General features: G+C 70.3%; 20 protein-coding genes and 1 pseudogene. 10 read left to right on the forward strand and 11 right to left on the reverse strand.

The window, feature by feature from the left end; translation table 11 throughout:
- Positions 1-237: 237 nt before the first annotated feature.
- Positions 238-891 carry a class I SAM-dependent DNA methyltransferase gene (locus tag I6A81_RS36590; RefSeq protein ID WP_203005116.1) on the reverse strand — a complete coding sequence of 218 codons (654 nt, stop codon included), beginning with the start codon at positions 889-891 and terminating at the stop codon, positions 238-240.
- A gap of 202 nt (positions 892-1,093) precedes the next feature.
- On the opposite strand from I6A81_RS36590, the gene I6A81_RS36595 reads away from it, so the two are divergent.
- The 3 genes from I6A81_RS36595 to I6A81_RS36605 all read left to right on the forward strand — a co-directional run bounded on the left by I6A81_RS36595 (position 1,094) and on the right by I6A81_RS36605 (position 3,731).
- Positions 1,094-2,029, forward strand: a complete 936-nt coding sequence (locus I6A81_RS36595) for a helix-turn-helix transcriptional regulator (RefSeq protein ID WP_203005117.1) — start codon at positions 1,094-1,096, stop codon at positions 2,027-2,029.
- Between the two features lie 99 nt (positions 2,030-2,128).
- A complete protein-coding gene (locus tag I6A81_RS36600; RefSeq protein ID WP_203005118.1) occupies positions 2,129-3,016 on the forward strand; it encodes an aldo/keto reductase in 888 nt (295 codons plus the stop codon).
- Between the two features lie 25 nt (positions 3,017-3,041).
- Positions 3,042-3,731, forward strand: coding sequence for a flavodoxin (locus tag I6A81_RS36605; RefSeq protein WP_203005132.1), 690 nt, complete (start codon positions 3,042-3,044; stop codon positions 3,729-3,731).
- Positions 3,732-4,073: 342 nt separating this feature from the next.
- Here the strand turns inward: I6A81_RS36605 and I6A81_RS36610 are convergent, their stop codons facing one another.
- Positions 4,074-5,375, reverse strand: coding sequence for a sensor domain-containing phosphodiesterase (locus I6A81_RS36610; RefSeq protein WP_238429783.1), 1,302 nt, complete (start codon positions 5,373-5,375; stop codon positions 4,074-4,076).
- A gap of 496 nt (positions 5,376-5,871) precedes the next feature.
- Between I6A81_RS36610 and I6A81_RS36615 the strand changes: the two genes are divergently transcribed.
- The 3 genes from I6A81_RS36615 (at position 5,872) to I6A81_RS46435 (ending at position 7,273) form a co-directional block, all read left to right on the forward strand.
- On the forward strand, positions 5,872-6,225 hold the full coding sequence (locus tag I6A81_RS36615; RefSeq protein WP_238429784.1) for a hypothetical protein: 354 nt from the start codon (positions 5,872-5,874) through the stop codon (positions 6,223-6,225).
- A 194-nt stretch (positions 6,226-6,419) separates the two neighbouring features.
- Positions 6,420-6,971 carry an SMI1/KNR4 family protein gene (locus I6A81_RS36620; protein WP_203005119.1) on the forward strand — a complete coding sequence of 184 codons (552 nt, stop codon included), beginning with the start codon at positions 6,420-6,422 and terminating at the stop codon, positions 6,969-6,971.
- Positions 6,968-7,273 carry a GNAT family N-acetyltransferase gene (locus tag I6A81_RS46435; protein WP_407661438.1) on the forward strand — a complete coding sequence of 102 codons (306 nt, stop codon included), beginning with the start codon at positions 6,968-6,970 and terminating at the stop codon, positions 7,271-7,273. The genes I6A81_RS36620 and I6A81_RS46435 overlap by 4 nt, the downstream gene beginning before the upstream one ends.
- A 6-nt stretch (positions 7,274-7,279) precedes the next feature.
- On the opposite strand, the gene I6A81_RS36630 is transcribed toward I6A81_RS46435, so the two are convergent.
- From I6A81_RS36630 to I6A81_RS36650, 7 genes and pseudogenes are all read right to left on the reverse strand, one after another.
- Complete coding sequence (locus tag I6A81_RS36630) at positions 7,280-7,495, reverse strand: hypothetical protein (protein ID WP_203005121.1); 216 nt, start codon at positions 7,493-7,495, stop codon at positions 7,280-7,282.
- A 61-nt stretch (positions 7,496-7,556) separates the two neighbouring features.
- Positions 7,557-8,795 (reverse strand): PP2C family protein-serine/threonine phosphatase, encoded by a 1,239-nt coding sequence (locus tag I6A81_RS36635; protein WP_203005122.1) that lies wholly within the window; start codon positions 8,793-8,795, stop codon positions 7,557-7,559.
- Positions 8,796-9,250: 455 nt separating this feature from the next.
- On the reverse strand, positions 9,251-9,376 hold the full coding sequence (locus tag I6A81_RS45235; RefSeq protein WP_285222971.1) for a hypothetical protein: 126 nt from the start codon (positions 9,374-9,376) through the stop codon (positions 9,251-9,253).
- A gap of 244 nt (positions 9,377-9,620) precedes the next feature.
- A complete protein-coding gene (gene fxsT, locus I6A81_RS36640; RefSeq protein ID WP_203005123.1) occupies positions 9,621-12,074 on the reverse strand; it encodes an FxSxx-COOH system tetratricopeptide repeat protein in 2,454 nt (817 codons plus the stop codon).
- Between the two features lie 162 nt (positions 12,075-12,236).
- Positions 12,237-12,513, reverse strand: a pseudogene (locus tag I6A81_RS44370) (IS6 family transposase); the annotation flags it as partial.
- A gap of 94 nt (positions 12,514-12,607) precedes the next feature.
- Entirely contained in the window at positions 12,608-14,911 is a 2,304-nt protein-coding gene (locus I6A81_RS36645) for an Rv1355c family protein (RefSeq protein WP_203005124.1), read from the reverse strand.
- 148 nt (positions 14,912-15,059) lie between these two features.
- Complete coding sequence (locus I6A81_RS36650; protein WP_203005125.1) at positions 15,060-15,632, reverse strand: GNAT family N-acetyltransferase; 573 nt, start codon at positions 15,630-15,632, stop codon at positions 15,060-15,062.
- Positions 15,633-16,415: 783 nt separating this feature from the next.
- Between I6A81_RS36650 and I6A81_RS36655 the strand changes: the two genes are divergently transcribed.
- Complete coding sequence (locus I6A81_RS36655; RefSeq protein WP_203005126.1) at positions 16,416-16,748, forward strand: putative quinol monooxygenase; 333 nt, start codon at positions 16,416-16,418, stop codon at positions 16,746-16,748.
- Positions 16,749-16,939: 191 nt separating this feature from the next.
- Here the strand turns inward: I6A81_RS36655 and I6A81_RS36660 are convergent, their stop codons facing one another.
- Positions 16,940-18,226: a cytochrome P450 gene (locus I6A81_RS36660; RefSeq protein WP_203005127.1), complete on the reverse strand. Its 1,287-nt coding sequence runs from the start codon at positions 18,224-18,226 to the stop codon at positions 16,940-16,942.
- 205 nt (positions 18,227-18,431) lie between these two features.
- The gene (locus I6A81_RS36665) at positions 18,432-18,680 is read right to left on the reverse strand and encodes a hypothetical protein (RefSeq protein WP_203005128.1); all 249 of its coding nucleotides are present in this window, start codon (positions 18,678-18,680) and stop codon (positions 18,432-18,434) included.
- A 454-nt stretch (positions 18,681-19,134) separates the two neighbouring features.
- Between I6A81_RS36665 and I6A81_RS36670 the strand changes: the two genes are divergently transcribed.
- The 3 genes from I6A81_RS36670 to I6A81_RS36680 all read left to right on the forward strand — a co-directional run bounded on the left by I6A81_RS36670 (position 19,135) and on the right by I6A81_RS36680 (position 24,156).
- Positions 19,135-21,534 (forward strand): MFS transporter, encoded by a 2,400-nt coding sequence (locus I6A81_RS36670; protein WP_203005129.1) that lies wholly within the window; start codon positions 19,135-19,137, stop codon positions 21,532-21,534.
- 6 nt (positions 21,535-21,540) lie between these two features.
- Positions 21,541-22,800 (forward strand): cytochrome P450, encoded by a 1,260-nt coding sequence (locus tag I6A81_RS36675; RefSeq protein WP_203005130.1) that lies wholly within the window; start codon positions 21,541-21,543, stop codon positions 22,798-22,800.
- A gap of 108 nt (positions 22,801-22,908) precedes the next feature.
- A complete protein-coding gene (locus I6A81_RS36680; RefSeq protein WP_203005131.1) occupies positions 22,909-24,156 on the forward strand; it encodes a cytochrome P450 in 1,248 nt (415 codons plus the stop codon).
- The last annotated feature ends 54 nt before the right edge of the window (positions 24,157-24,210 follow it).

A 24,210-nucleotide genomic window follows, 5' to 3' on the forward strand; every position in this document is an offset into this window, starting at 1 on the left:
GAGGAGGCCAACCCGGACGGCTCACCCGACCCCGAGGGCCAGTCGTTCAACCGCCGCGTCGAGATCGTCCTGCGCCTGCCCGCGAGCTAGTGCCGCGTCACCAAGATCCGTCCGGTCTCGGGCCCGCGCCGTGGGCCGGTGCCGTGGGCCGGCGTCGGCGAAGTGTCAGCGATGGCGCGGTTCCGAGCACGCGTTCTCGCTGACACCTGGGGCGCGCCACCCGCGGGACGGGGGAGGTCAGCCTTCGGGCGGTCGGCGGGCCAGCAGTTGCGCCTGGCGGCCTCGCTCCTCCTCCACGGGTGCCCGTACCAGCCTGGCGGCCTCGACGAGTCCTGCCTTGCTGAGCAGCGTGGCCAGCTGATCGGGTGGCCACCGGTAGGCGACGCTCACCCGATGGTCGTAGGCATGCACTTCGGTCGCGGGGTCGTCCGTGGCCAGGAAGCCGAGCAGCAGGTAACCGCCGGGCGCCAGCACGCGGTGCACTTCGGCGAGGACGGCGGGCACGTCGCCGGGTGGGGTGTGGATGAGCGAGTAGCGGGCCAGGACGCCGCCAAGCGAGCGGTCCGGCAGGTCGAGCGCGGTCATCGTGCCCTCGTCGAACCGGAGCTGGGGATAGGCACCCCGGGCGAGCGTGACCATCGCCGGCGACACGTCGACGCCGAACACGTCCAGGCCCAGCTCCCGCAGGTGGGCCGTCACGTGGCCGGGCCCGCAGCCGAGGTCGGCGACCGGTCCGCCGAGGTCGCGCACGAGGTCGGCGAACGCGGCGAGCAGCGCGCGTTCCAGGGGCTGGCGGTCCAGGACGGTGGCGAACAGCTCGGAGTAGCGGGCGGCGACGTCGTCGTACGCGCTCGCGACATCGTGGAGGTAGCTCGGGACAGGCTCGGCCATGGTCGTTCACCGTAGCCCGCGACGTTCGCCTCCAGGGTTTCGACTGAAGGTGTCGCGGTGGGTGTGGCTTTCGCCGCGGTCAGGGGCGGCGGCGGTGCCGCGCCGTCGGAGACAACCGGACGCGTGGCGCGGGTGAGACACGGCCGTGAGGGATACCAGCGGTGACTCCCACGCGGTCGAGCCCGCGCCTACCGTCGGACACATGACAGGCAGTACCGGTGACCACCGAGGCGAGGCGCGCGAGTTCCTGACCTCGCGCCGCGCGCGGCTGTCTCCGCGACAGGCGGGACTGGCCGCGTTCGGTGGCAACCGCCGCGTGCCCGGCCTGCGCCGGGAGGAGGTCGCGACCCTCGCCGGCGTCAGTGTCGTCTACTACACCCGCCTGGAGCGCGGGAACCTTGTCGGGGTCTCCGAATCTGTGCTCAACGCGATTGCCGGCGCGCTGCAGCTCGACGACGCCGAACGTGAACACCTGTTCGACCTGGCCCGCGCGGCCAACGCCACCGCTTCCGCTCGGTCCCGAGCGGGCGCTGGGCGGACGCGGGTGCCGGCCGGCATCCAGCACGTGCTCGACGCGATCACCGACGCGCCGGCGGATGTGCGCAACGGCCGTCGCGACATTCTCGCGTCCAACAAGCTCGCCCGCGCGCTGTACAGCGACATCCACGCCGAGACGGTCCAGCCGCCGAACGTCGCACGGTTCACGTTCCTCAATCCGAGAGCGCGGGACTTCTTCGTCGACTGGCCCGCGGCCGCCAACGACATCGTCGCCAGCCTGCGGATCGAAGCCGGTCGCCACCCGTACGACAAGCCGCTGTCGGACCTTGTCGGAGAGCTTTCCACCCGCAGCGAGGAGTTCCGCGTCCGATGGGCGTCGCACAACGTGCGTCACCACACGGCGGGTACCAAGAAGATGCGCCACCCGGTCGTCGGGGAGATCGAGCTCACCTATCAGGCCCTCGTACTGCCTGGTGACATCGGCATGAACCTCAACGTGTTCACCGCCGCGCCGGACTCCCCGGCCCTGGACGCGCTGCGGTTCCTGGCCAGCTGGGCCGACAGCCACACCCCGTCCGACAGCCACACCCTGTCCGACGGTGACCCGACCGGCGGGCAACCGCGCACCGTCCAGCCCTGAACCGTCCGCGCGCGCCGCGGGGGCGGACGGCACAGCGAGCCCAGCCGTCCCCACCGTCATGTGGACTGGTGTGGACGCCCTAGTGAAAGGAGACTCGTCATGACCGTCACGACGTTCACCCTCAACAACGGCGTCGAGATGCCTGCCATCGGCCTGGGCGTGTTCCAGACCCCTCCGCGGGAGACCGCCGCCGCGGTCCGGGCAGCGCTCGAGACCGGGTACCGGCATGTCGACACCGCCGCTGCCTACGGCAACGAACGCGAGGTCGGACAGGCCATCGCCGACTCCGGCGTCGACCGGTCGCGGGTGTTCATCGAGACGAAGGTCTGGATCTCCGACTACGGCTACGAGCAGACGCTGCATGCGTTCGACAAGAGCGCCGGCAAGCTCGGCGTCGACGTCATCGACCTGTTGATCCTCCACCAGGCGCTGCCGTCGGCGTTCGACCGGACCATCGCCGCCTACCAGGCGCTGGAGAAGCTGTTGGCCGACGGAAAGGTCCGCGCCATCGGCGTCAGCAACTTCATGCCCGACCACCTCGACCGCCTGCTCGAGGCGACCGAGGTCGTGCCGGCGGTCAACCAGGTGGAGATCCACCCGTACTTCACCCAGCCCGCCGTCCAGGCCGCCGACGCCAAGTACGGCATCCTCAGCCAGGCGTGGTCGCCCATCGGCGGCATCACCTCCTACCGCGGCAAGGAGGGTGCCCGCAGCACGTTCGATGACCCGATCCTCGCGGCGATCGCCGCCGAGCACGGCAAGACCCCCGCGCAGGTCATGCTGCGCTGGGGCCTGCAGCAGGGCCGGTCGGTCATCCCGAAGTCGACCAAGCCCGCCCGTATCGCCGAAAACTTCGACGTGTTCGACTTCGACCTCACTCCCGGCCAACTCGACGCGATCGACGATCTGGACACCGGTGTGCGTGGCGGCCCTGAGCCCGAGGACGTCACCATCGAGGCATTCGGCCGCGACATCCCCGAAGCCTGACCGGCAGCACGCAATCCGGATGGCTATGAACGCGATCTCGACCCGCAGGACGCTGCTGCGCGCGGCACTGGTGGCCACCGCTGGCGCCGCGCTCGGTGGCTGCGCGTCCCCATCCGACCCGCGGCCTCGCGGACGCGACGACGCAACCATGCAAGGAACCGCAACCGTGGCAACCGCCCCCAATTCCTCACAGGCGGGACGGGTGCTGCTGGCGTACTTCTCTCGGGCCGGCGAGAACTACTACTACGGCGGACGCCGGAACCTCGCCGTCGGCAACACCGAGGTACTGGCCCGCATCATCGCGGGTCGCCTCCACTGCGACGTCCACCGCATCGAGGCCGCCGACCCCTACCCGGACGACTACGACGCCACCGTCGCACGCAACGTCCGCGAGCAGAACGCCGACGCCCGCCCGGCGATCGACGGCCCGCTGCCATCCATCGACCGTTACAACGTGGTGCTGCTGGCCAGCCCCATCTGGAACGTACGACCGCCGATGATCATGTCGACGTTTTCCGAAGCGCTCGACTTCACCGGCAAGATCGTCCATCCGGTTGTCACCTACGCCGTCAGCGGCCTGGGCGCCGCCGCCGAGGACTACGGCCGCGCCTGTCGCGGAGCCACCCTCCGCGACGGCCTGGCCGTCCTCGGCGAGACCGTCGCCGACGCCGACCCGCAGGTCGCGACCTGGCTGACCCGCACCGGCCTCGCATAGGACGCCTGGTTCCGGAAGATCGCGCCGGCCCAGACCTCGATCCGCTAGGGGAGAACATCATCGTGTCCACCCCAGGATCGGGCTACTGCTCCGCGGTCAAAGCCGCCGTCGAAGCCCTCACGCGCACTCTCCGTTGGGAAGTCGCACCCTGGGGGTCGTCGTCATGGTCGTCGAACCCGGCGCGTTCCGAACCGGCGTCGCCGGTCGCTCCCTCACCTGGACGACCGGGCTCCCAACGTCCGCGGCCGGACCGGTTGTTGTCGAGGTTGCGGCCGAGCGGCGCGGCGGTCCTCCAGGGTTCGGTCCGTGTTGGGTCGCGTGGTGTGGGGTCGGCGGCTCGTCCTACGCCCCGTCCAGGGTCGTCCTGGCCGTGCAGGCGGCCTCCACGGTGGGCGCGGGTCTGCCGAGAAGGTGGCCTTGTCCGTAGGGGATGCCCGCGGCGACGACCGCGTCGCGGTCGGCGATGGTCTCGATACCTTCAGCGATGACCGTGCCGTCGATCTCGCGGGCAAGCTGGACCAGACCGGCGGCGACCGCGCGGCAGGCCGGGTCCTGGTCGATTCCCCGCGTGATCATGCCGTCGATCTTGATGATGTCGGGTCGTAGCCGCAACAACTGCGCCAGGCCGGAGTAGCCGATGCCGGCGTCGTCGATCGCGACATGGATGTTGTGGGCGCGTAGGCGGCGGACCGCGCGCATCGCCTCGGGGTAACTGGCGCAGTCCTCATGCTCGGTGATCTCCACGATCAGCCGTTGGCGGTCCTTCTCCTTCAGAGCGCACAGGTGAACCAGCCCCGCGGTGACCGTGCCCGGTGAGGCGTTGACCGCCATCTTGACTCCGGGTGGAAGCGACGCGAGCGCGGACAGTGCCTGGTGGATAGCGGTCATCTCCAGCTCCGGGCCCAGGCCGATCACCTTCGCGTCGGCGAACCAGCCCAGCGGGCCACCGTCCCCCTCGCCGCGGTCGGGGAACCGGGAAAGAGCCTCCACGCCGGCGACCGCGCCGGTCTCGAACCTCACGATCGGCTGGTAGACGATCCGCGGGCCGCCGGCGTCGACAACGTCGCAGACCGTGCGCCACGTCCGGCTGCGCGCCTCCCACATGCGTTGGAGCCCGACCATCGAGGTGCGTAGGAACTCGGCCATCATGACCAGGAACTGGGCGTCGCGGTCCCGCAGCGCCGGTCGCGGCTCGTGCGCGCAGCAGGCCAGCAACCCATACGGCTCGCCAGCGGCGTCGACTACGCACGTTGTCGCGAAGGCACCGACGTGAAGAGCGCTGGCCAGCGGCGCCACTATCCGGCTGTCCCGGCTGGTGTCGGGGCACACGGCCGGCAGGTCTCCCATCCAGTGACGTTCATGGAGTTCCTTCCCGCGCAGCAGGGTCATTCCGGGAGCGATCCCAAACCCCGTGGCGTCCCCGCTCACGACCTGCACCACCAGCAGGCCGTCATCGTCCAGCATGGACAGGGCCGCGATATCCATCCCCAGATGCCGCCGCAGCACGTCCAGCAGCTCGGTCACCTTCCGGTCTTCATTGAGAACGTCCGCCGTGGGCCCGAAGATCGCCACCTCGTCCACCCCCTCCTGCAAGTGGACGTGCCCGACCAGTCCGGTCATCACCAGGATCAACCTGATCGGCATTCATGCATCGCCCCGGTTCGGCCGGCTTGTACCGTGCCAGAACTCGGTCCACCGCCACCCGGACGGCCGGCCGGCAGCGCGCCCGGGACACGGAGATCCGCTTTGGCCTCGCGCCCTGGCGGATTCCAGCCATCCTCTCGGTAAAAATCCGCGCAGAGTCAATGAATGTCCAATTTTCCCGAATCGGATGTAGAGGTAGGTCCACTTTCTGCGACCTCGAGATGTGTCTCGTCCGCATACCGGCGGGGTGAACCTCTGTACGCAACAGGTTGGCGAGGTTCCCGGTTTCCCTGTTTTATGATCTTGATGTACTCCTGCTGTGTCCCCGACTTCCCGGCGCGTCGGCGCAACGCGCCACCGGCAGGCCCGACGATGATGATCCGCCTCCGGCCGGCGCCCTCGGTAGGGTAGCGACAGCGATGTGTGGTGATCCTGATGATCAACGGTTGGACGTTCGAGCCGCGGGACTGGGCGGGTGGCGATGGTTCGGTCCAGGTTGATCCTCATCGGCTACTGGGCCGGCAAGGGCGCTGAGGGCTGGCCTTCGCCGGAGGGATTCGTCGACGCGAACTGGGATGCCGACGAGCGCGAGGTTGTGGGGGACTACCTGCGACGCGGGTTCGTCGTCCGCGCCTACCTGGGCCTCTCGCCGTGCCGGATCTGCGGTCGTGCCAACGGCTCCCTCGAACTGAGCGACGGAACCTACGTCTGGCCGGAGGGGTTGGCGCATTATGTCGCCGACCACGGCGTTCGTCCTCCTGAGCTGTTCGTCTCCCATATGTGGGCGATGATCGACGCGTTTGAGGCGGCTGGCCGCGACGAATCCTGGTGGCGCGGCCAGCACCAGTGATCAGGCAAGAGATCTACCGCGGCGCCACACCCCGGACGGCCGCGTTGATCGGTCGTACCACGGTCTGGCCCATCTCCGCGGGTCCTCGGTGGTACGTCAGGAGGAGTTGGCTGACGTCACGATCGTGAAGCCCCCGCGAAGTCGTCGGTGCCGCCGCGTCGGTGCCGTGCTCACCCCCGACGGAGAGGAGAGCCGTGGTTGACGGTCCGGTCGAACTGATCTTTCCGGATATCGATCTGGATGGGTTCTGGGACGACAACGAGTACGCGGTTCGTGAGTACGTCGACGCACCCCCGTCGGCCGCGGTGATCGCATCCGTCGAGGCGGAACTCGGCTACCGGCTGCCCGCCTCGTACGTGGCTCTGATGCGGGCGCACAACGGCGGGATGCCCCACCGCACCTGCTGTCCCGCGCCGAATCGGACCACGTGGGCCAGAGGCCACGTCGCCGTACATGGGATCATGGGAATCGGCCGGGAGAAGTCGTGCTCGCTCGCGGGCGAGTTCGGTAGTCGCTTCTGGATCGACGAGTGGGGCTACCCCGCCATCGGGGTGTACTTCGCCGACTGCCCCTCGGCAGGGCATGACATGATCGCGTTCGACTACCGCGACCGCGAGCCTGGCGGCGAGCCAAGCGTGGTCCACGTCGACCAGGAGGACGACTACCGGATCACGGTGCTGGCTCCGGACTTCGTGAGCTTCATCCAGGCCCTACGGCCAGAAGAGGACTACGACATCGGAACCTGAGCGTCTGGCCACCGCGGCAGCGTCGCCGGGGGATCGGCCGGGAGTTGCTGCGCCGGGCCGAGATCATGGCGGCCGAGCGCGGCCGCGGGGCGGTCGGCCTCGGCGTGGCAGACGACAACCCTGACGCTCTCCGCCTTTGTCAACGGCTCGGTTACACGACTCGGGTAGGGCGGTGCGTCGACCGTTGGGCATGGGTTGATCACAGCGGCGTCAAGCGCGAGGAGCCGCAGCCGTGCGCCTTCCTCGCAAGCCCCTTGCCTGAGGAAGCGGATCTTGTGCGAGTCCTCGCTACCGCTGGCTAGCGCGGGTTAGACGGTGGCGGGGTAGGTCCAGTGCCGGCGGACCAGTTCGCCGTGCCAGCGCAACAGCGTAGTGGGGAGACCAGGAACGCCGACCGGCGTGGGCGGGGGGAACAGGGCCAGTGTGGCGAGCAGCATCCGACCGGACGGGGCGTACCGCGGCCGAGCGAGCTGCCGGCGCAACACCGCCAGCTGGTGGTGAAGGGCGCCTCTCGGGGTTGTCACCGTCGACCGTCGACGAGGACGGTCCGACAAGTCGATCCAGCCACCAGGTGAAAGGCCGAGGCTAGATATCTATGCTGGCGAGATGGTCGGCGGTGCCCCCGCGCCACTCGACCAGGAACAGAGTGGCGTCGTCGGTCGTGATCCCGCGGCGTTCCCGCATCAACGCATGGGACAGGCTCCGCACCATTTCCTGCACACTGTTGCCACGGGTGTTCTCAACGAAGTTGATCAGGCGTTCCTCGCCGAACTGCTCCCCGCCCGTTTCATGCTCCTCGACGAGACCATCGGTGAAGAACAGCACCCGGTCGCCGCGCCAGAGCATCTTCTCACTGACTTGCGGTATGTCGCCACCGAAGCCGACCGGCAGGGTCCCCGGGCTCTCCAGCGCCTGGATGACCCTATGATCGCGGATCAGCAGAGCCGCCGGGTGGCCCGCGTTGACCCATTGCAGGTGTCCTGTACTGATATCCAAGCGCATCATCTGCGCTGTGACGAAGTGGTCGGGTCCGAACTGCCCGTTGATAGCCGCGTCCATGAACATGTACAACTCGGCAAGCCCGATATCGGCGCGTCTGGCGTGCCGGTAGGCGCCGATCGCGACCGTTGCCAGCACTGCGGCGTCCAGGTCGTGACCCATTGCGTCCATGATGGCTACGTGAAGGATGTTGTCGTTGAGGGCGTAGTCGAAACTGTCGCCCGCGATGTTGTAGGCCGGTTCGAGGATGCCGGCTACCGCGACCTGCGGGGTAATCATGGTCAGCGGGGGCAGCAGAGACCACTGGATCTCCGCGGCCACACTCATCGGTTCGAGACGCCGGGCCTGGAAGAACTGGTCGGTGTAGTTGCTCTTGGTGACCACCAGTTCGGCGACAAGGCCAGCGAGTCGCCGTAGCAACCGCCGGTCATCATCGTCGACCGTGTCGAGAGTGAAGGCCAGCACTCCCACCTGGTCGCTACCGTCCAGCAACGGCAGGAACATCCGTATACCGTCAGCTTGCCGCTGTTCGACGATCATCGTACGGAGGAATGCCGTGCCGGCCGGGGAGTCGTCGATCGGATCGGGCTCCCCGACCGTGAGTCTCCTGCCCGGCAGCGGCGTGAGCATCAACTGCTCATAGTCCTGTAGAAGGATCGCGACGTCCCGCCCACCGATCCGGCCGATCTCTTCCGCCACCAGCGGGGCGATCAGCTGCGGCGGCATCTCGTGGGCGCGGTCCAGCAGCACACCCAGCAGCCGTTCACCGAACCCCTCCGACCGATCCACCATGATCTTGCTGGACTGTCGTTCACCTGCTTCCATCGGCACCTCGTCTCCCTACCTGATCGTCATACTGTGTGAGCCTCGTTGGAAGGCATCGGCCGGTCACGCCGACACCCCGATTCGCTCCTGACTGACGGGGAGGAAGACTCCTGGACATCCCGCGGCTACAGGACATCAAGCCACGATTTTCCGATCTTTCTGGATGGGTCGGGCGGCGGCCTCGTCGTAGCGAGTGTGGTTGCGCAGGCAGCTGTGGAGGATGCCGACAAGGCGACCGAGAAGGCGGCGGAACGCGTAGTTGTGGCCAGACTCCATGGTTCTCTGTACGCTGTTCTCCATGACGGCGTCGGCCGCACAGTCCGGCATTGGCCAGCAGCGGCGTGAACCGCTGGACGCAACAGGTCGGCGAACTTCCTATTGCGCCGGCTGATTGATCTCGATGAGTCCGCCGCGCCCCAACATCTCGGCCGTCGGCGCACCGCCACCTGGTCGGTTCAGGCGGAGCTGGTGGTGTCCGTGACGACGGTGGAGAGGCCGTTGCCGAGGGCGCCGAGCCAGCCGAACGCCGTGTGCACGGCAGCCGCGGCGTCGCTGGGCGCGGTCACGACATAGAAAGCCACAAAGATCCAAAATGCCCATGGCAGTACAGCCTTCATCGTCGCGCCAACCTCCCGCTACCAGCCTGTAGCCGAAAGGTAACTCTCCGCTGTCGGAGTTGCCGGCTCAACGATGATCGTCTCGGTGCCGGTCAGGCGCTACGGGCCTGTGGCGCGTCAGAACTCGATGTTTGCCGTGTTGCGGGGTGATCGCTGCCAAGGAGCTGCTGGCAGCGGACCAGGGTGTTTTGGCCAGCTCTCACCCCGTCTACGCGTCGCTTTCCAGCATGGTCATGGCGCCGGTGAGGGCAGTCCCTGAGTACCGAGTGAGGAGATGGTCCTCGCCGAAGACCCGTCGGCAGCGGGCCAGGGTGTCCGCGGCCAGCTCCCGCGCTGCTTGTGCCTCGCCCAGCAGGAGCAGGGCGCCAGCAAGGGCGACCGCCGAGAGCAGGGCCATGGGATCATCGGGGCCGAGGAGCTGCCGGCAGCGGACCAGAGTGTCCGCGGCCAGCTCCCGCGCCGCCGCCGCTTCGCCTAGCATCATCATGGCGCCGGAGAGGGTGGCCCTGGAGTACAAGGTGACGGGTGGTTCCTCGCCGAAGACCCGTCGGCAGCGGGCCAGGGTGTCCGCGGCCAGCTCCCGCGCCTCCTGCACCTCGCCCCCCGCGAGCAAGGCGTTGGCGAGGGTGGCCGCCAGATCCAGGGTGGCCGGGCGGTCAGGACCGAGGATGCGCCGGCAGCGGACCAGGGTGTCCGCGGCCAGCTCCCGCGCCTCCTCCATCTCACCCAGCACAACCAGGTCGCCGGCGAGATAGACCGCCGAGTACAGGGTGACGGGGCTGTCCTCGCCGAGAACCCGCCGGCAGCGGGTCAACGTGTCCGCGGCCAGGTTCCGCGCCTCCTGCACCTCACCGAGGAAGGACAGGGCACTGGCGAGGGCGGTGGCCACGCGCAGGGTATGGAGGTCGTCGGGCCCAGGGCGGCCGCGGGTCCACCGCCCCAGGGCGGTGGCCAGCTGGCGGACGGAGTCGGCTTGGCCGTTGCGATACAGATACCAGGCACAGTCCGCGAGCAGTGCGCGGAAGGGCTCGGGCTCGGCGGGCGCCGGTGGGCCGATGGTGGCCAGGTGAGCGCTGGCGGCCTGGATGTGGGGAGCGATGGCGGCCCAAGCCAGCCAGGTAGCAGGATCCTCGGGATCTCCAGGGTTGGCGCTGACCAGCAGGTGCAGACATCGGCCGAGCGTGGCGGCCCGTTCGTCCGGGTCGAGCCGGGCTCGCAGCAGTGCGGCGACCAGACGGTGCAGTTGGACCCCGGTGCCGGTACGGCGGGTCAGCGCCAGCCGGACCAGCAGCCGCAGCCTCTCGGCCGCCTTGCCCCTGTCCCCCGCCACCACCAGCCCGGTGCTGGTGGGGCCAGCTCCGGCCAGGGGGATGGGGTCGGAGGCGAGGAATGCCAGCTGGTCGAGCAGGCCGGCAGCATCGGGGTCCAGCGCGGCCAATCGGGCGCGGGCCGCGGTGACAGTGGCGGCCAGGCCGGCGTGGTCCGGAGTGGCGTCGGCAAGAGCCAGCTGGGGTTGGTCGGCCAGCAGCCGGAGGTAGGCGTCGACGCCGAGGGGGGTCTCGGCGAGGTACGCGCCGGCCTGGTCGACGGCCAGAGGCAGGTCGGTGAGAGCGGAGGCGACCCGGTCGGCGTCGGCGGTGGACAATTCCGACAAGTGGTAATGCAGCAGGGCCACCGACTCGGCCCGGTCGAAGATGCCGATGTCCACAGTCGGCAGGCGGGGTAGCCGGGCGCGGCTAGTGACCAGAACTCGGCCCGACACCCGGGGCGGCAGGACCGCGGCCAACGTGTCAGGGTCGGTGATGTTGTCATAGACCAGCAGCCAGTCGTCCCGGCCGGCGAGTGCCGCCCACAGCATGGCCCGCCGTTGGGCGGGGTCGCCCGGGGGCAGGCCCAACGTGTCAGCCAATGTGCCGAGCCCGGTCGCGGCCTGGTTCGCGGTTTCGGCGTTGATCCACCACACCAACCGATAGGCGCTGGCATGCCGGTGGGCGTATTCGGCGGCCAGCTGAGTCTTGCCGACCCCACCCATCCCGGCCAGCGCCGACACTGTCACTACCGGCTCCGCGTCCCCGGCCAGCCGGGCATGCAGGTCGGCCAGGGCCTGGTCGCGGCCGGTGAAGAACAGGTTCCGTGCCGGGACTGGACCCCAGACGTCTGGCAGCCGGCCCGGGAACACCAGCGGTCTCCCGCCCGAACCTCGCGGCGCGAGTGCACCGCGCTCGCTGCCAGGGAAGGGAACCGTCGCGCCCGCCGGTGGACGGGCCGGACCGGCTAGCCGGTCTACCAGCATTTTTCGCGCCGCCGCCTCGTTCAGACCCACCAGGTCGATATGGATCAGCGGGGTCAACAGCCGTGGATACTCCTCGGGCGCACACCGCCGGATCAGCACTGGGACCAAGAACCCGGAGTCCTCCGCCCGGCGGACGAACGCCGCCTCCCACTCCGCCGTCGTCCAGGTGCGGGCGAAGTAGGCCGGGCTGACCAGTGCCAGCACGCGCCCGGCCCGGGTCAGTGCCCGGTTCATCGCGGCGACGAAGCTGGTGCCCGCGGTCCAGTCCCACACATCAAGTTCGACGCCGTACCCCGCAGACGCCAGGGTCGCCGCGACCCACTCCGCCCACTCCGTATCCGGACCGGCATGCGAGACAAAGAAATCCATCCGACCAACCGGACCGTCTGCCGGCGCCGAGGCCCCCGCACCCGCGCTCATGCCCGAACAGCCTGCCAGAACGGCCACGCTCCGTCACTACCCCTCACGCGCCTGGCAAGGCGGTGAAGACGCAGTATCACGAGCCAGAAACCATGATCCAACTGGTGGACGGCGACCTGCGATCTTGACCTGCGTTTCGTCCGCAAACCATCCGTCGCTCGGGCTGTGGCGACACGGCCGGGCGGCGTCGATCGGTAGCGACGTGAACCGGCGGACCCAGTGATCCATGGTCACCTGCTCAACAGGGATCTCGCGCTTGGCGGGCAGCTTCTCGACGTCCCGGTACAGCGGCGCGCCGGCGGACTTCCAGAACTATCACCCCTGATGGGAACCGGAAGCCGGCGATATCCGAGACCGGGACCCGCGGATGAGGACGGCGGCGAGCCATTGTCCGGCCATGTCTTGGCCGCCGGGACGGACCACGGTATCCGCTGGCGTGACAACGCCCGCGCCAGCGCCTCGCGGCGCATCGGCCAGCGCCTTTACGCGAAGGTCAACACCGTGTCGATGGGCTGGCGTAGTGAGCGGGCCGTCGGCGGCTCGGCATGGGCGAGGCGGAAGAGGAGAGCCTCCGCGTCGCCGCGGCTTGTCTGGAAGAGGGTGTCGTATTGGGCGCGCAGGCGCGGCAGCTCGGCGCGGCTGTCTGTCGAGAGACCATGTCCGTCGCCGCGCTCGGCGCGCGCGAACAGGTAGGGGAGTCCGGTGATGGGCTGGAGGGCGAGGCCGAGCGCGGTGGCGGTGAGCCACATGCGCTGCAGGGCGCGCCCGCCGCGCAGGTAGCTGTCGCGGGTCGTCCCTGGAAAGGTGATCAGGCCCACGGCGGCGGCGGAAGCCACGAGTTCGCGCGTGAGATCCTCGAGTCCGCGGCCGCCGCCGATCCGTCCGATGAACTCCATCACCCGCCACTGCTGCGTCAGCCGCAGCCCGGCCCGTTCGGTCGGGGTGAGCTCGAGGGTGGCGACGTCGAGCCCGTGCGGGTGGGCGCGCACCTCGTCCGCTGTCCAGCGGAACCCTCGACTGGCGTCCTGGTGGATGTTCGGATCGAGGATGCCGACGCGTTCGCCGGCCCCCATCAGAGCTCCGATCCGATCAAGGGCGGCATCGTCACGCAGCAGGTGTAGACGCGCGCCCGCGTCCTCACAGGCGGTCCGCAACGCGCTGGCCGCGGCGTCGGTGAGTGGGATTCTGCCGTCGCGCCGCCGGTTGGTGACACGGCTGGCGACCTGGGCGAAGAGCGGATCGGTCCTGGCGAGTCCGTCCGGGCTGAGTTGGATTCTGCCTACCAGCCGTGGATCGGCGGGATTCGGCCAGGTGTGTACGTGCGTGTGGAGGCCGACCTGCTGGGAGGCCAGGCAGATGTTCTCGATCAGCGCGCCGAAGGCGACCCAGGTGGCGCCGTGTTCGAAGTCGAGGTTGGGCAGGTCCCGGGCCGGGTCATGGTGGCATTCGAGTACCTGTTCCGCAGCCCGCCAGACCAGGCGCCAGGGCTGCGCGTTGTGCGCGGAAGGGGCGAGCGTGCCGACCGTGGCGATCCAGCGCACGACATCTGGTTCCAGCTTCGCTGTCTGCTCGGCGGTGGGTTCTGGTGGCAGCTGTCGTGGTTGGCGCGCTTCTTCGGTAACCGCGAAGGGCGGTGGTGGGGTGACCGGTTCGTGAAGCGTTCCATGGCCGTCCGCGACGATCGTGGCGGGGTCGACGTAATAGCGACCGGACTGGGTGAGCTCGCCGAGCAGGACGCGACGCGCCGCGTCGGCGACGATGGCGCCGCCGAGGGCGACGCCGGACGCCAGCTGCGGCCAGCTGCTGATGGTCTGCGCGACCTCGGGAAGCGAGGCCGCCATGCGCGTGCTGATGTGCTGCTCGTCGACGATCGCGAGGACGATCGGGACCTTCTCCTTGGCCGTCATGCCGCGTAGCTCCTCCGCGCGGAGCTGGCCGACGAGGCCGTGGAGGATGGGACGACCGGGTTCGCGGTCGAAACGCTCGATGTCGAGCAGCCCACGGTCGCTGGTATCCATGATCACTGGAATCCGGTGGTCGCGGGCCCGTTCCCGGATCAGCACCTTCACGCCGAGGTCGTCGCATTCCTCGACGAGGAGGTCGAGTGTGCCGCCGCCGGTGAGGAACTCGTCCACGGTCTCGGGCCGCACGCCGTCGCGGTACAGCTCGACGTCCAGCCAGGGGTCGATCTCGAAGAGCTCGCGCGCGGCCAGCACCGCCTTGTTCACGCCGAGGTCGTGGACACCGCCGCGCAGCCGGTTCAGGTTCGACAGGCTGAGCTCGTCGAAGTCCGCGAGCCTGAACGTCCCGCCGATTCCTTCCAGCGCCAGCGTGACGGCGGCCATGTTGCCGACCGACAGGCCGACGATCCCGATGCGAAAGCCCACGAGCCGTGCCCGCTCGTCGTCGGTGATCTTGTAGCGGTTCCGGTTGGCGCGGACCTCCCTGAACTCGTCCCGGGGAAGCAGGTGTACCAGCCGCCGGCTCCACGGGTAGTAGGCCCAGGAGCCGTAGCGACGCTGGTCACGGCCGTCGAGGTGCCGCCGGACACGCAGGTCGAGCTCGTCGCCGGTCCAGCGCCTTCTCGGGTCGCGGCCGGCGACCAGCTCACCGAGCTGGTCGTCGATGACGTCGTGGACCGAGACGACCTCCCCGGACTCGAGCAGCGTCCCGAGCGCCTCCAGTTGTTCGTCGCGCCCCGTGTCGAACAGCGCCGGCCGCCAGACGTCCTCGTCGACCGGCCACCGGCCTCGCGCCGCCAGTAGCTCGAGGGTCCGCTCGGTCATGTGCGCCTCCCGGGCAAGGATGCTGAGAAGAACGGTGCCGCGAAGAAAGGTGCGGCGAAGAAAGGTGCGGCGAAGAACATCGGGTCACGGGCGGCCGCGCGGAACCGGATTCCTGTCCGAGCCGCCTCGCCGAGCGCTCACCGGGCCGTCAGGTCGCCCGGCGTTCCCCGGGTTCGTCACCAGATCTCAGCATGCTGTCGACGACCTCGGTCAGGCCGGCCACGGCCGGTTCGAACGAAACCGACGTCGTGTAGGGGCCGCCGACCATCACACACAAGGTGTCCGCTATCGCGGGCGCGTCCTGTCGACCGAACTCCTCGCAGATTCGCCATCCGACCAGGAGCATGATTCTGTGCTGATTCTGCCGGGTTCCCGGCGTGAACCACAGCATTCTACGTCCGAGGGCGCGGCCAAGAGACGCGATGGTGAGGACGAGGATGAGTCCCAGGCGGCCCGTGGCGCGCCACCGCGGGGCGACCACCAGCCGAGCCGGTTCCAGCACGTCTCGCTCGTCGCAGCCGTGCGCGACGAGCAGGCCCGCGGCGAGAGCCGGGTCCCAGGCTCGGACCCGGCTGTCCGGCAGCGCCTCCAGCGGAGCCACCCGGGCGCAGGCGATGATCGCGTCGTCCGGCCGCGACCTCAGCAGGAGATGATAGGCGACCAGGTCGTGCGGGTCGGGATCGAGGAGGGCTCCGCCGGCACTCTGGAACTGTGGCCGCATCCCCTCCTCCCAGAGAGCCTCCCCGCGAAACCGCTGGATGTCGCCGATCCATTCCGGGGCCTGGTCGACGTTCCCAGCGCCGTCCCCGCCGACGGGCCCGCGGACGTCCAGACGCAGACCGAGACTGTCGAGGGTGGACGGTATCGACGGTCCGCACAGCCGGGCGGCGATCCGTCCACGACGCGTTTCGTCGGGCGTGGCGGGTGCCGGGCGCGATTCCGACGGCCCTTTTCGGTCCGGCGTCTCGGGCATCGTCGATGACGGGTAGGACAATGACGTGGACATGTCACCCTCTCGCCTGGGCCACGCGCGCGGCACTTCTGATTCTCGCGCCGGGCATGTGGCTCACGCTTTGCCGGCCGGGCAAGGCGGGGAAAACTACGGATGAAACACTTGGCCCTGGAAGGCGGCCGAGCCCGGAAGAATAATCCACTCCTGGGCGGCACCGGGCGCCGACCGGACCGGGATCGTGAACGGTATTGTCGTCGCGGGCCGAAGGCCTATGTCGCTCTGTGGCGCGGGCCGGTCAGTGAACGACGAGGGGCCGCCAGCGGTCGTCACGGGCTCGTCGTCGAGGGGCCCGTTGGCCTGGCTTCTCGGCCCATGCGCGCGAGGTGGCGTCCAGTCGTCGGCGTCGGTCGGCCGCGCGCGGCGGGCCGTCGCGTAGGGTCTCACCGCCGTGGGCCTCGGCCCGACGGGGCGCGCGGCCGCGTGGCGAGACGCGGGGATCAAGAAGCGGGGATGAAGCCGGCACACGCCCTCAGTCCGACGGAAGAGAGTCAGATGATCTTTATCACCGCCAAGTTCCGTGTCCGGCCCGAGGACGCGGACCGTTGGCCGGCCATCGTCGAGGACTTCACCCGGGCCACCCGGAGCGAGCCGGGCTGTCTGTGGTTCGACTGGTCGCGCAGCCTCGAGGACCCGACGGAGTACGTGCTCGTCGAGGCCTTCCGGGACGACGAGGCGGGCGCCGCGCACGTCCAGTCCGCGCACTTCCTGGCGGCGCGGCAGATGCTGCCCCGGCACCTGACCGAGACCCCGCACATCGTTAACGTGACCGTTCCACAGGACGACTGGTCCGAACTCGGCGAGATGGCCGTGCCAGCCGCGGACTGAACGTCCGGGCGATGATCTGGTGGTTTCGTCCCAGCCAGGGCTGGGACGAAACCACCAGATCATGAAGGTCGTCCGGCCGCGCGAGCATGCCATGCCCCCGAGCGAGCCGCCGTGCGGCCGTGTTCGTGCTGGGGGTCGTTCGCGGCGCCGCGCCGCCGGCCGCCGCGAGGCCCGGCCGGTCGCCGGCGGTGTCAGGCGCCGGTGGTCAGCCACAGCTCGGCCGGCGTGCGCACCTGCGCCAACGGCTTGTACTCCAGCGGTCCGCCGGAGGCGAGCCGGAGGTCGGGAAACCGGTTGGCGAGCAGTTCCAGGGCGGTTCTCAGCTCGAGCCGCGCCAGCGGGGCGCCGACACAGTTGTGCATCCCGTGCCCGAAGGTCAGGCTCACCCGGCCGCGACGGTCCAGCCGGAACCGGCCGGGCTCGTCGGCGACGGTCTCGTCGTGGTTCCCGGAGCCGTACAGCAGCAGGACCTTGTCGCCGGCGCCGATCGTGACGTCGCCCAGGGCGACCTCGCGGGTGGCGGTGCGGAACAGGCCCACGACCGGGGCGTCCAGCCGAAGGCCCTCGGCGATCACGGTCGGGAGGTCGAGCTCGCCGCGGGCGAGCGCCGCCCAGCGGCCGGGCTCGCTCAGCAGCGCGACCATGATGTTCGTGAGCGCGCTGCCGGTGGTCTCGTTGCCGGCCGCCACCAGGTTGAAGACGTTGTTGGCGATCTGGCCCGGCGTGAGCAGCCGGCCGCCCACCTCGTTGTGGATCATGTAGCTGACCAGGTCCTCGCCGGGGTCCGCGGCGCGGCGCTCCACGAGGTCCAGGTAGTACTGGACGGCGTTCCAGAGGTCGGCGCCGAGGGCCTCCTGCTCCTCGGCGGTCATGAAGCCGTGTCCGAGGTAGAGCGTCACGATGCCCTCGGCCCAGCGGCGGACGGTGCCGAGGTCCTCCTCGGGCAGCCCGATCACGCCCAGCACCACCGCGAGCGGGAAGACGGTGGAGAACTGCGAGACGAGGTCGAACCGGCCGCCGGCGGCGTCGATCGCGTCCACCCGCCGCCCGATGATCGTGCGGACCGTGGGCTCGTACCCGGCGATCGCGCGTGGCGAGAAGCTCTCGTGCAGGCCCCGGCGGATCGGCCCGTGCGCCGGCGGGTCCAGCGTCGTGACGGTCCCGTTGTCCGCGTAGAAGTCGCAGACCCGCTGCGCGATCTCGGGCAGCCCCGTCGGCTTGCGGAACACCTCCGCCGAGGAGTAGGTGGCCGGGTCGAGGGTCATCGCCCGGATGTCGGCGAAACGGGTGACGCACCAGGCCCCGAGCGCCTCCGAGTAGAAGACTGGCCGCTCGCGCCGCGCCAGTTCGAAGTACTCATAGGCCGCGCGGCTGTGCTCCCCGAACGGGTTGAACGACCCGAGGTCGGACACCGTCGGCCCGGGCCGGTCGGGCGCGTCGGCGCCGGCCAGCGTCTCCTCATCGGGGACGGTCGTCATCGCGGTCTCCTTCTCGGTTCGTGGTGGATATGTGCCATCCAGGTGGCCCCGGACCGCGCGTGGGTGATGACATGCGTCGTTCGCCTGCTCCCCGGCGGGGGTGGAAACGTGCCGCACCCCGGCGCGCGGCCCGGGACCGCCTGCCGGCGGTCGTCCGCGCTGGCCGTGGTGGGTCAGGACGCGAAGCCGCCGGGTGCGCGGTACGTCAGCGGGCCAGGCCCGGCAGCACGACCTCGGCGTGGTTGAGCCGGAAACCGGCGGGGGCGGCAGGGGCGGAGGGTGCGACGGGGCGCGCGATGGGCGTGCGGGCCTCCTCCGCCGCGGTCATCGCGGGCAGGACGACCTCGGCGTGGTTGAACCGGGTTCCCGCCATCGAGGGCGCGACGACCGGGGCGCTCTCGCGTCCGACGGTGGGGCGCGCCGCGTCGTCCGTGCTCGGAACGGCCGTGCTCATGTTTTCCTCCTGCATTGTTGGGTGGCAGCCGAATGGGCGGCCACAGGCGGCCGTCCTCATTGAAATGGTGTGATCGCCCCCCGGCATGAGTAAAAACTACCTATCCGCCGTCGCCCGGTATGGGCGAGCGCCGGAGTGGTGAGGTCTCCCGGCCGGCGCCGGGCCGCCAGGACCCGCCGGTGTGCCCGCGACCCGGGCCGCGGCAAGGGCGTGGGCGCGGCGGTCGGCGCCGTGGGGCGTGGCGGAAACAGGCACCGGGCGCCGCCCTCGATGAGTAGAAGTTACTCATCCGCGAGAACGGCCGCGCTGATTCGATTCGCAGCGGCGCGACGCGGTCGCGCCGAGCCGGCGGGATGCCCGTGCGCGGTTCCGGATTGAAACCGGGCCGGTTCGGGATGGCGTCAATCAACCGAATGGCTCCGGTCAGCCGGATGGCGAGGACGAGATTCACCCGATGAAGCGCGCGTTTCGGCTGCTGCCGACGCTGCCCCGAAGGGGCTGGGTGGTGCTCGGTGCCGACCTGCTGTCGGCGGTCGGCTCCGGCCTGACCCTGCCGTTTCTCCTGGTCTACCTGCACACGGCGCGCGGCCTCGGCCTCTCGGTGGCCGGCTGGGCCGTGGCGACCGTGGCGCTGATCGGGCTCGCGGGCAATCCGATCGGCGGGGTCCTGGCCGACCGGGTGGGACCCGCCGTGGCCGTCTCGGTCGGTCTCGCGATCGGAGGTGCCGGCGCGCTCTGCCTTGCCGGCGTGCGCCAGACCTGGCAGGCGTTCGTCGCGACCGGGCTGGTGGGTCTCGGCGCGGCGGCGGTGCTGCCGGCGCAGGACACGCTGCTCACGCGCCTGATCCCGCCGGCCGACAGGTCATCGGCCTACGGACTGCGGTACGCGACGATGAACGTCGGTCTCGCCGCGGGCGCGCTGGTCGGCTCGCTGATCGTCGACGGCGCCGAGCCGGCCTCTTTCATGCTGCTCTACTACCTCGAAGCGGCCTGCCTGTTTCTGGCGATACCGGTGTTCCTGACGGTGCGCCGCGCCGGCCTCATGACCGGCTCGGCACCGTCGTCCGGTCCGTCGTCCGGGTTCGAGCCGTCGGCGCGGCCCGAGTCGTCGTCCGGACTGGAACCGTCCGGACTGGAACCGTCGGTGGCCGAACCGTCAGGGCCTGAAAGGCCGTCGCGGTCGGCGGGCCGGGAAACGGGCCTCCGCCGGCGGGGGAGGCCCGCCGACCGGGTGTTTCTTCGGCTGTGGGTGCTCACCGCGCTGCTCGTCGCTGTCGGGCTGGCGCAGTTGCACGCCGTTTTCCCGGTGTACGCCACCGAGGTCGCCGGCCTCGCGCCGAACGTGCTGGGCCTCGCCTTCGTCGCCAACATGATCACGGTGGTGCTGGCACAGCTCGTCGTGCTGCGGGTGCTGGCCGGCCGGCGGCGCACCACCGGGCTCGCGTCGGTCGCGGCCACCTGGGGCGTGACCTGGGGAATCGTCCTGGTCGCCGGCCAACTGGGAGGGTCGACCGCGATCGTGCTGTTGGTGCTCGCGGCGATCGTCTTCGGGGTGGGGGAGACGCTGCTGGCCCCGACCGTGCCGGCGCTCGTCAACGACCTTGCTCCCGAGCGGCTGCGCGGTCGGTACAACGCCGCGTCGGCCCTCGCGCACACCACCGGCTTCGCCGCCGCGCCGGTCGTCGCCGGCGTCGCGCTCGACCATGGCCACGGCACCGGCCTGCTGGCGGCCATGATCGTGGCCTGCGGCGTGGCGGCGCTCGCGGCCATCCGGCTCCGTCGGCGGTTGCCTGCTCGCGTCGACCTGGGCGGGCGTGACGTGCCACCGGCAGGCACCGAGATCGCGTGGGCGGATGGCGCGGCGGCGGACCTCGCTCTCCACACCGGCGTCGCGGTGCCGGTCGACGGGGCCGTGTCGATGGACGGCGCCGTGTCGATGGACGGCGTCGTATCGATGGACGGCGTCGTGCCGGTCGACGGGGACACGCCGCGGCCGCGGATCAGGGCGAGGACCGAGCTGGGCGCGTCGAAGCGGGAACGCGGCGCCTACCCCGCCGCCGAGCTCGACCTGCGGGTCGCCCTTGGGCTGGCCGAGCGCCTGTTCGGCGAGGACGCCGTGGAGGTTGCCTTCATCCGCAACGAACTCGGCATGACGCTGCGCTACGCGGGCCGGTTCGACGAGGCGGCCGCGTGCTACGAGCATGCCAGGGAGATCCTTGAGCGCCGGCTCGGCGCGGACCATCCCGACGTCGCGAGCGTCCTGCACAACCTCGGCGGGCTGGCGCACGCCCGTGGTGATCTCGCCGCCGCGGAACCGCCCGCGCGTCGAGCGGTCGCGATCCGCGAGCGTGCCCTCGGCGCGGACCATCCCACCACCATGGCCGACCGAGGAGCGCTGGCCGCGGTTCTGCTGGCGAGCGGGCGGCACGATGAGGCCGCGGCACTGCTGAGATCCGTCCGCGACGTGTTCGAGAAGACCTATGGAGCCGACCACTACGAGGTGGCGGTCGTGCTGCACAACCTGGGCACCGCCAGTTATGCGATGGGCCGCGTCGAGGAGGCGGACGAGGCGCTCACCCGCAGCCTCGCGCTCAAGGAGCGGGCGCTCGGCGCGGACCACCCGGAACTGGCGGGGACGTTGTGCAACCTGGCCCGCCTGCGCCACGAGGCCGGTGCAATGGATGCGGCGGCGGGGCTCTACGAACGGGCGCGCGGTGTTCTGGCGCCGCGCGTCGATCCGGACCACCCGACGTTGCGGATCTGCGAAGAGGCCCTGGCCGTGCTCGGGCCGCGAGCACGGCTTTCTCCCGACGGTCTCCCGCGCCACGGCCGGCCAACCAGGAATCGAAGGTGACCTGACATGCCCAGCTTCGACACCGACACCGACACCGAGAGCCAGAGCGACGGGCTGGCCGGGCTGCTCGACCCGGCGAGCCGCGCTTTCATCCAGGATCCCTATGCCGCGTATGCCGCGGTCCGCGACGCCCATCCGGTGGCCCGCTCGGCCACCGGGGCCTGGCTCGTGACCGGGCACGACGACGTCACCCGGGCGCTCACGGACACCGAGCGGTTCACCAGCCGGAAGAACCTGGACGGCGACTACCCGTTCACCGCCGAGACCGTGGCCGTGCTGCGCCAGTCCCGGTTCTTCGCCCAGGGGATGTTCAACGCCGACCCGCCAGACCACGGGCGGATGCGCGGCCTGCTCGCCGACTTCTTCAGCCCGCGCAGCGTGCGGCGCGCCGAGCCCATGATCACGAGCGTGGCCGCGTCCCTCATCGACACCATGGCGGGCGACGGGCGGGCAGACCTCGTGGCGCGGCTGGCCTACCCGCTGCCCATGAGGGTCATCTGCACGATCATGGGCGTGCCGGAGCGGGACCACGCGACGGTCAAGACGTGGAGCAACGACTGGACGGCCCTGCTCGTCCTTGCGCTCCCGCCCGAGCGGCAACTGGAGTGCGCGCGCAGCCTGCTCGACTACGAGCGGTACTGCGTGAGCCTGCTGGACGAGCGCCTCGCGGATCCGCGCGACGACGTCGCCAGCGTCCTGGCCGCCGCCGCGCTCGGCCCGGACAGGTCCTGCTCCCTCGACGAGGCGGTGGTGGTGCTCAGGTCGCTGCTGCTCGCGGGACACGAGACGACCTCCGGCCTGATCGGGAACACCGTCCTGCACCTGCTGAGGACTGACTCCTGGAGCACGCTCGTCGCCCGCCCCGACCTCATCCCGGCCGCGGTCGAGGAGGGCCTGCGGTTCGACCCGTCGGCGCAGAGCACGACCCGGGTGACCACCAGCGACGTGGCGATCGGAGGTGTGCTGATCCCGGCGGGCTCGCTGGTGCACCCGATGACCGGCGCGCTCGGGCGGGCGCCAGGCGCCCTCGTGGACCCGGACGTGTTCCGCGTCGACCGGGAAACCCCGGCCCGGCATCTCGCGTTCGGCTACGGCATTCACTACTGCCTCGGTGCGGCGCTCACCCGCCTGGAGATGAAGGTCGTGCTCGCGGAGCTCACCGCCCGCCTGCCGCGCCTGCGGCTGGCCTCCGGCCACGAGCCCGAGTTCCTGCCCGGCGGGTTCAACTTCCACGCCCTGTCCGGCCTGCCGGTGGAGTGGGACTGACCAGTCCCGCGTCTTCCGGTTCTCGCCGGTTCTCGGCGCGCCCGGTGCTCCGGAGATACCGCGCCCGTGCCCTGACCGTCCTTCGTTTCCGTGCCTCTGGGAGCCGCGATGACCATGCCTGCCACCGCCGGTGAGAGTTCCCTGCTCGACCTGCGGTCCTTCAATCCCTTCGGCCCGCACGTCGCGCGGGCCTACGAGTTCTTCGCGCAGGCACGGGCGCACGAACCCGTGTTCTTCTCCGACTCCCTGAACGCGTGGTGCCTGACCCGTTATGAGGACGTGCGCAGGGTCGCGGCCGACGCCACCCGGTTCTCGTCCCGGGAGGCGTTCCCCCGGCCGGTCGGCCTCCCGAGCGCGGCGCAGCGGGTGATGGACTTCCTCTACGACAACCCGACGCTGCTGCTCACCGACCCGCCGGGGCACGGCCCGGTGCGCCGGATCGTGCACGAGGGCTTCTCCCCGCGCGCGGTGGCGGGCTACGAACCACACCTGCGCGAGATCATCGAAGGGCTGGCGGACCAGCTGGTCGGCCGGGAGCGGTTCGACCTGGTCCGCGACTTCGCGACCACCTTCCCCCTGCTGGGCGCGATGCGGGTGCTCGGGTTCGCCCCGGAGCATGCCGACGACCTCGGACGGTGGGTGAACGACCTGCTGACGTTGCTGGCCAGCTGGCCGTTCCTCGACCCGGACGGGCTGCGGGCGCACGGGGAGAGCTTCGCCGGGGCGTTCGACTACCTGAACCAGGTGATCGAGCAGCGGCGGCGCCACCCGGCCGACGACCTGATCAGTTTCATGGTGCACAACGAGGTCCAGGGGCGCCGGCTGGCGGACGTGGAGATCGCCGACGTCGCCGTCGGGGTACTCGCCGCCGGCTGGGAGACGACGGGCAACGCGCTGGTGTCCCTGATCTCGGCGCTGCTCGCCGAGCCGGAGCGGTGGCGGACGCTGGTGGCCGGCCGGATCGCCGTGGACGCGGCGATCGCGGAGGGGCTGCGGTACGACATGCCGATTCTCGGCACGTTCCGCCGCGCCACCGAGGACGTCGAGATCGGTGGGAAGACGGTGCGGGCCGGGGACGCGGTGGTGCTGCTGTTCGCGGCGGCCAACCACGATCCGGCGCAGTTCGCGCAGCCGTCGGAGTTCCGGCTGGATCGCCCCCGCCGCCCGGACATGGCGTTCGGGCACGGTGTCCACAACTGCGTCGGCGCCCCGCTGGCGAAGCTGGAACTGTCGATCGCGCTCGAGGCATTGGTGGCGCGGTTTCCCGATCTGAAGCTCGACGACCCGGACGCCCCGGTGACGTACAAGCCGATGGGACAGTTCAAGGAGCGGACGGAGCTGTGGCTGCGCCCGTAGGGCGCGGTCCTTCCAGGCACCAGGCGCGGACGCCCACCGGCCACCAGTGGCCGG

Source organism: Frankia nepalensis (genome assembly GCF_016786325.1).
Classification (GTDB): Bacteria; Actinomycetota; Actinomycetes; order Frankiales; family Frankiaceae; genus Pseudofrankia; species Pseudofrankia nepalensis.

Bases quoted from the DNA above. Each gene is read 5' to 3' on its own strand.
- I6A81_RS36605 (WP_203005132.1), top strand. From the start codon at position 3,042: ATGAACGCGATCTCGACCCGCAGGACGCTGCTGCGCGCGGCACTGGTG.
- fxsT (WP_203005123.1), bottom strand. From the start codon at position 12,074: ATGGATTTCTTTGTCTCGCATGCCGGTCCGGATACGGAGTGGGCGGAG.
- I6A81_RS36645 (WP_203005124.1), bottom strand. From the start codon at position 14,911: ATGACCGAGCGGACCCTCGAGCTACTGGCGGCGCGAGGCCGGTGGCCG.
- I6A81_RS36650 (WP_203005125.1), bottom strand. From the start codon at position 15,632: ATGCGGCCACAGTTCCAGAGTGCCGGCGGAGCCCTCCTCGATCCCGAC.
- I6A81_RS36660 (WP_203005127.1), bottom strand. From the start codon at position 18,226: ATGACGACCGTCCCCGATGAGGAGACGCTGGCCGGCGCCGACGCGCCC.
- I6A81_RS36635 (WP_203005122.1), bottom strand. From the start codon at position 8,795: ATGGAAGCAGGTGAACGACAGTCCAGCAAGATCATGGTGGATCGGTCG.
- I6A81_RS36610 (WP_238429783.1), bottom strand. From the start codon at position 5,375: ATGCCGATCAGGTTGATCCTGGTGATGACCGGACTGGTCGGGCACGTC.
- I6A81_RS36670 (WP_203005129.1), top strand. From the start codon at position 19,135: ATGAAGCGCGCGTTTCGGCTGCTGCCGACGCTGCCCCGAAGGGGCTGG.
- I6A81_RS36680 (WP_203005131.1), top strand. From the start codon at position 22,909: ATGACCATGCCTGCCACCGCCGGTGAGAGTTCCCTGCTCGACCTGCGG.
- I6A81_RS36655 (WP_203005126.1), top strand. From the start codon at position 16,416: ATGATCTTTATCACCGCCAAGTTCCGTGTCCGGCCCGAGGACGCGGAC.
- I6A81_RS36595 (WP_203005117.1), top strand. From the start codon at position 1,094: ATGACAGGCAGTACCGGTGACCACCGAGGCGAGGCGCGCGAGTTCCTG.
- I6A81_RS36590 (WP_203005116.1), bottom strand. From the start codon at position 891: ATGGCCGAGCCTGTCCCGAGCTACCTCCACGATGTCGCGAGCGCGTAC.
- I6A81_RS36600 (WP_203005118.1), top strand. From the start codon at position 2,129: ATGACCGTCACGACGTTCACCCTCAACAACGGCGTCGAGATGCCTGCC.
- I6A81_RS36675 (WP_203005130.1), top strand. From the start codon at position 21,541: ATGCCCAGCTTCGACACCGACACCGACACCGAGAGCCAGAGCGACGGG.
- I6A81_RS36665 (WP_203005128.1), bottom strand. From the start codon at position 18,680: ATGAGCACGGCCGTTCCGAGCACGGACGACGCGGCGCGCCCCACCGTC.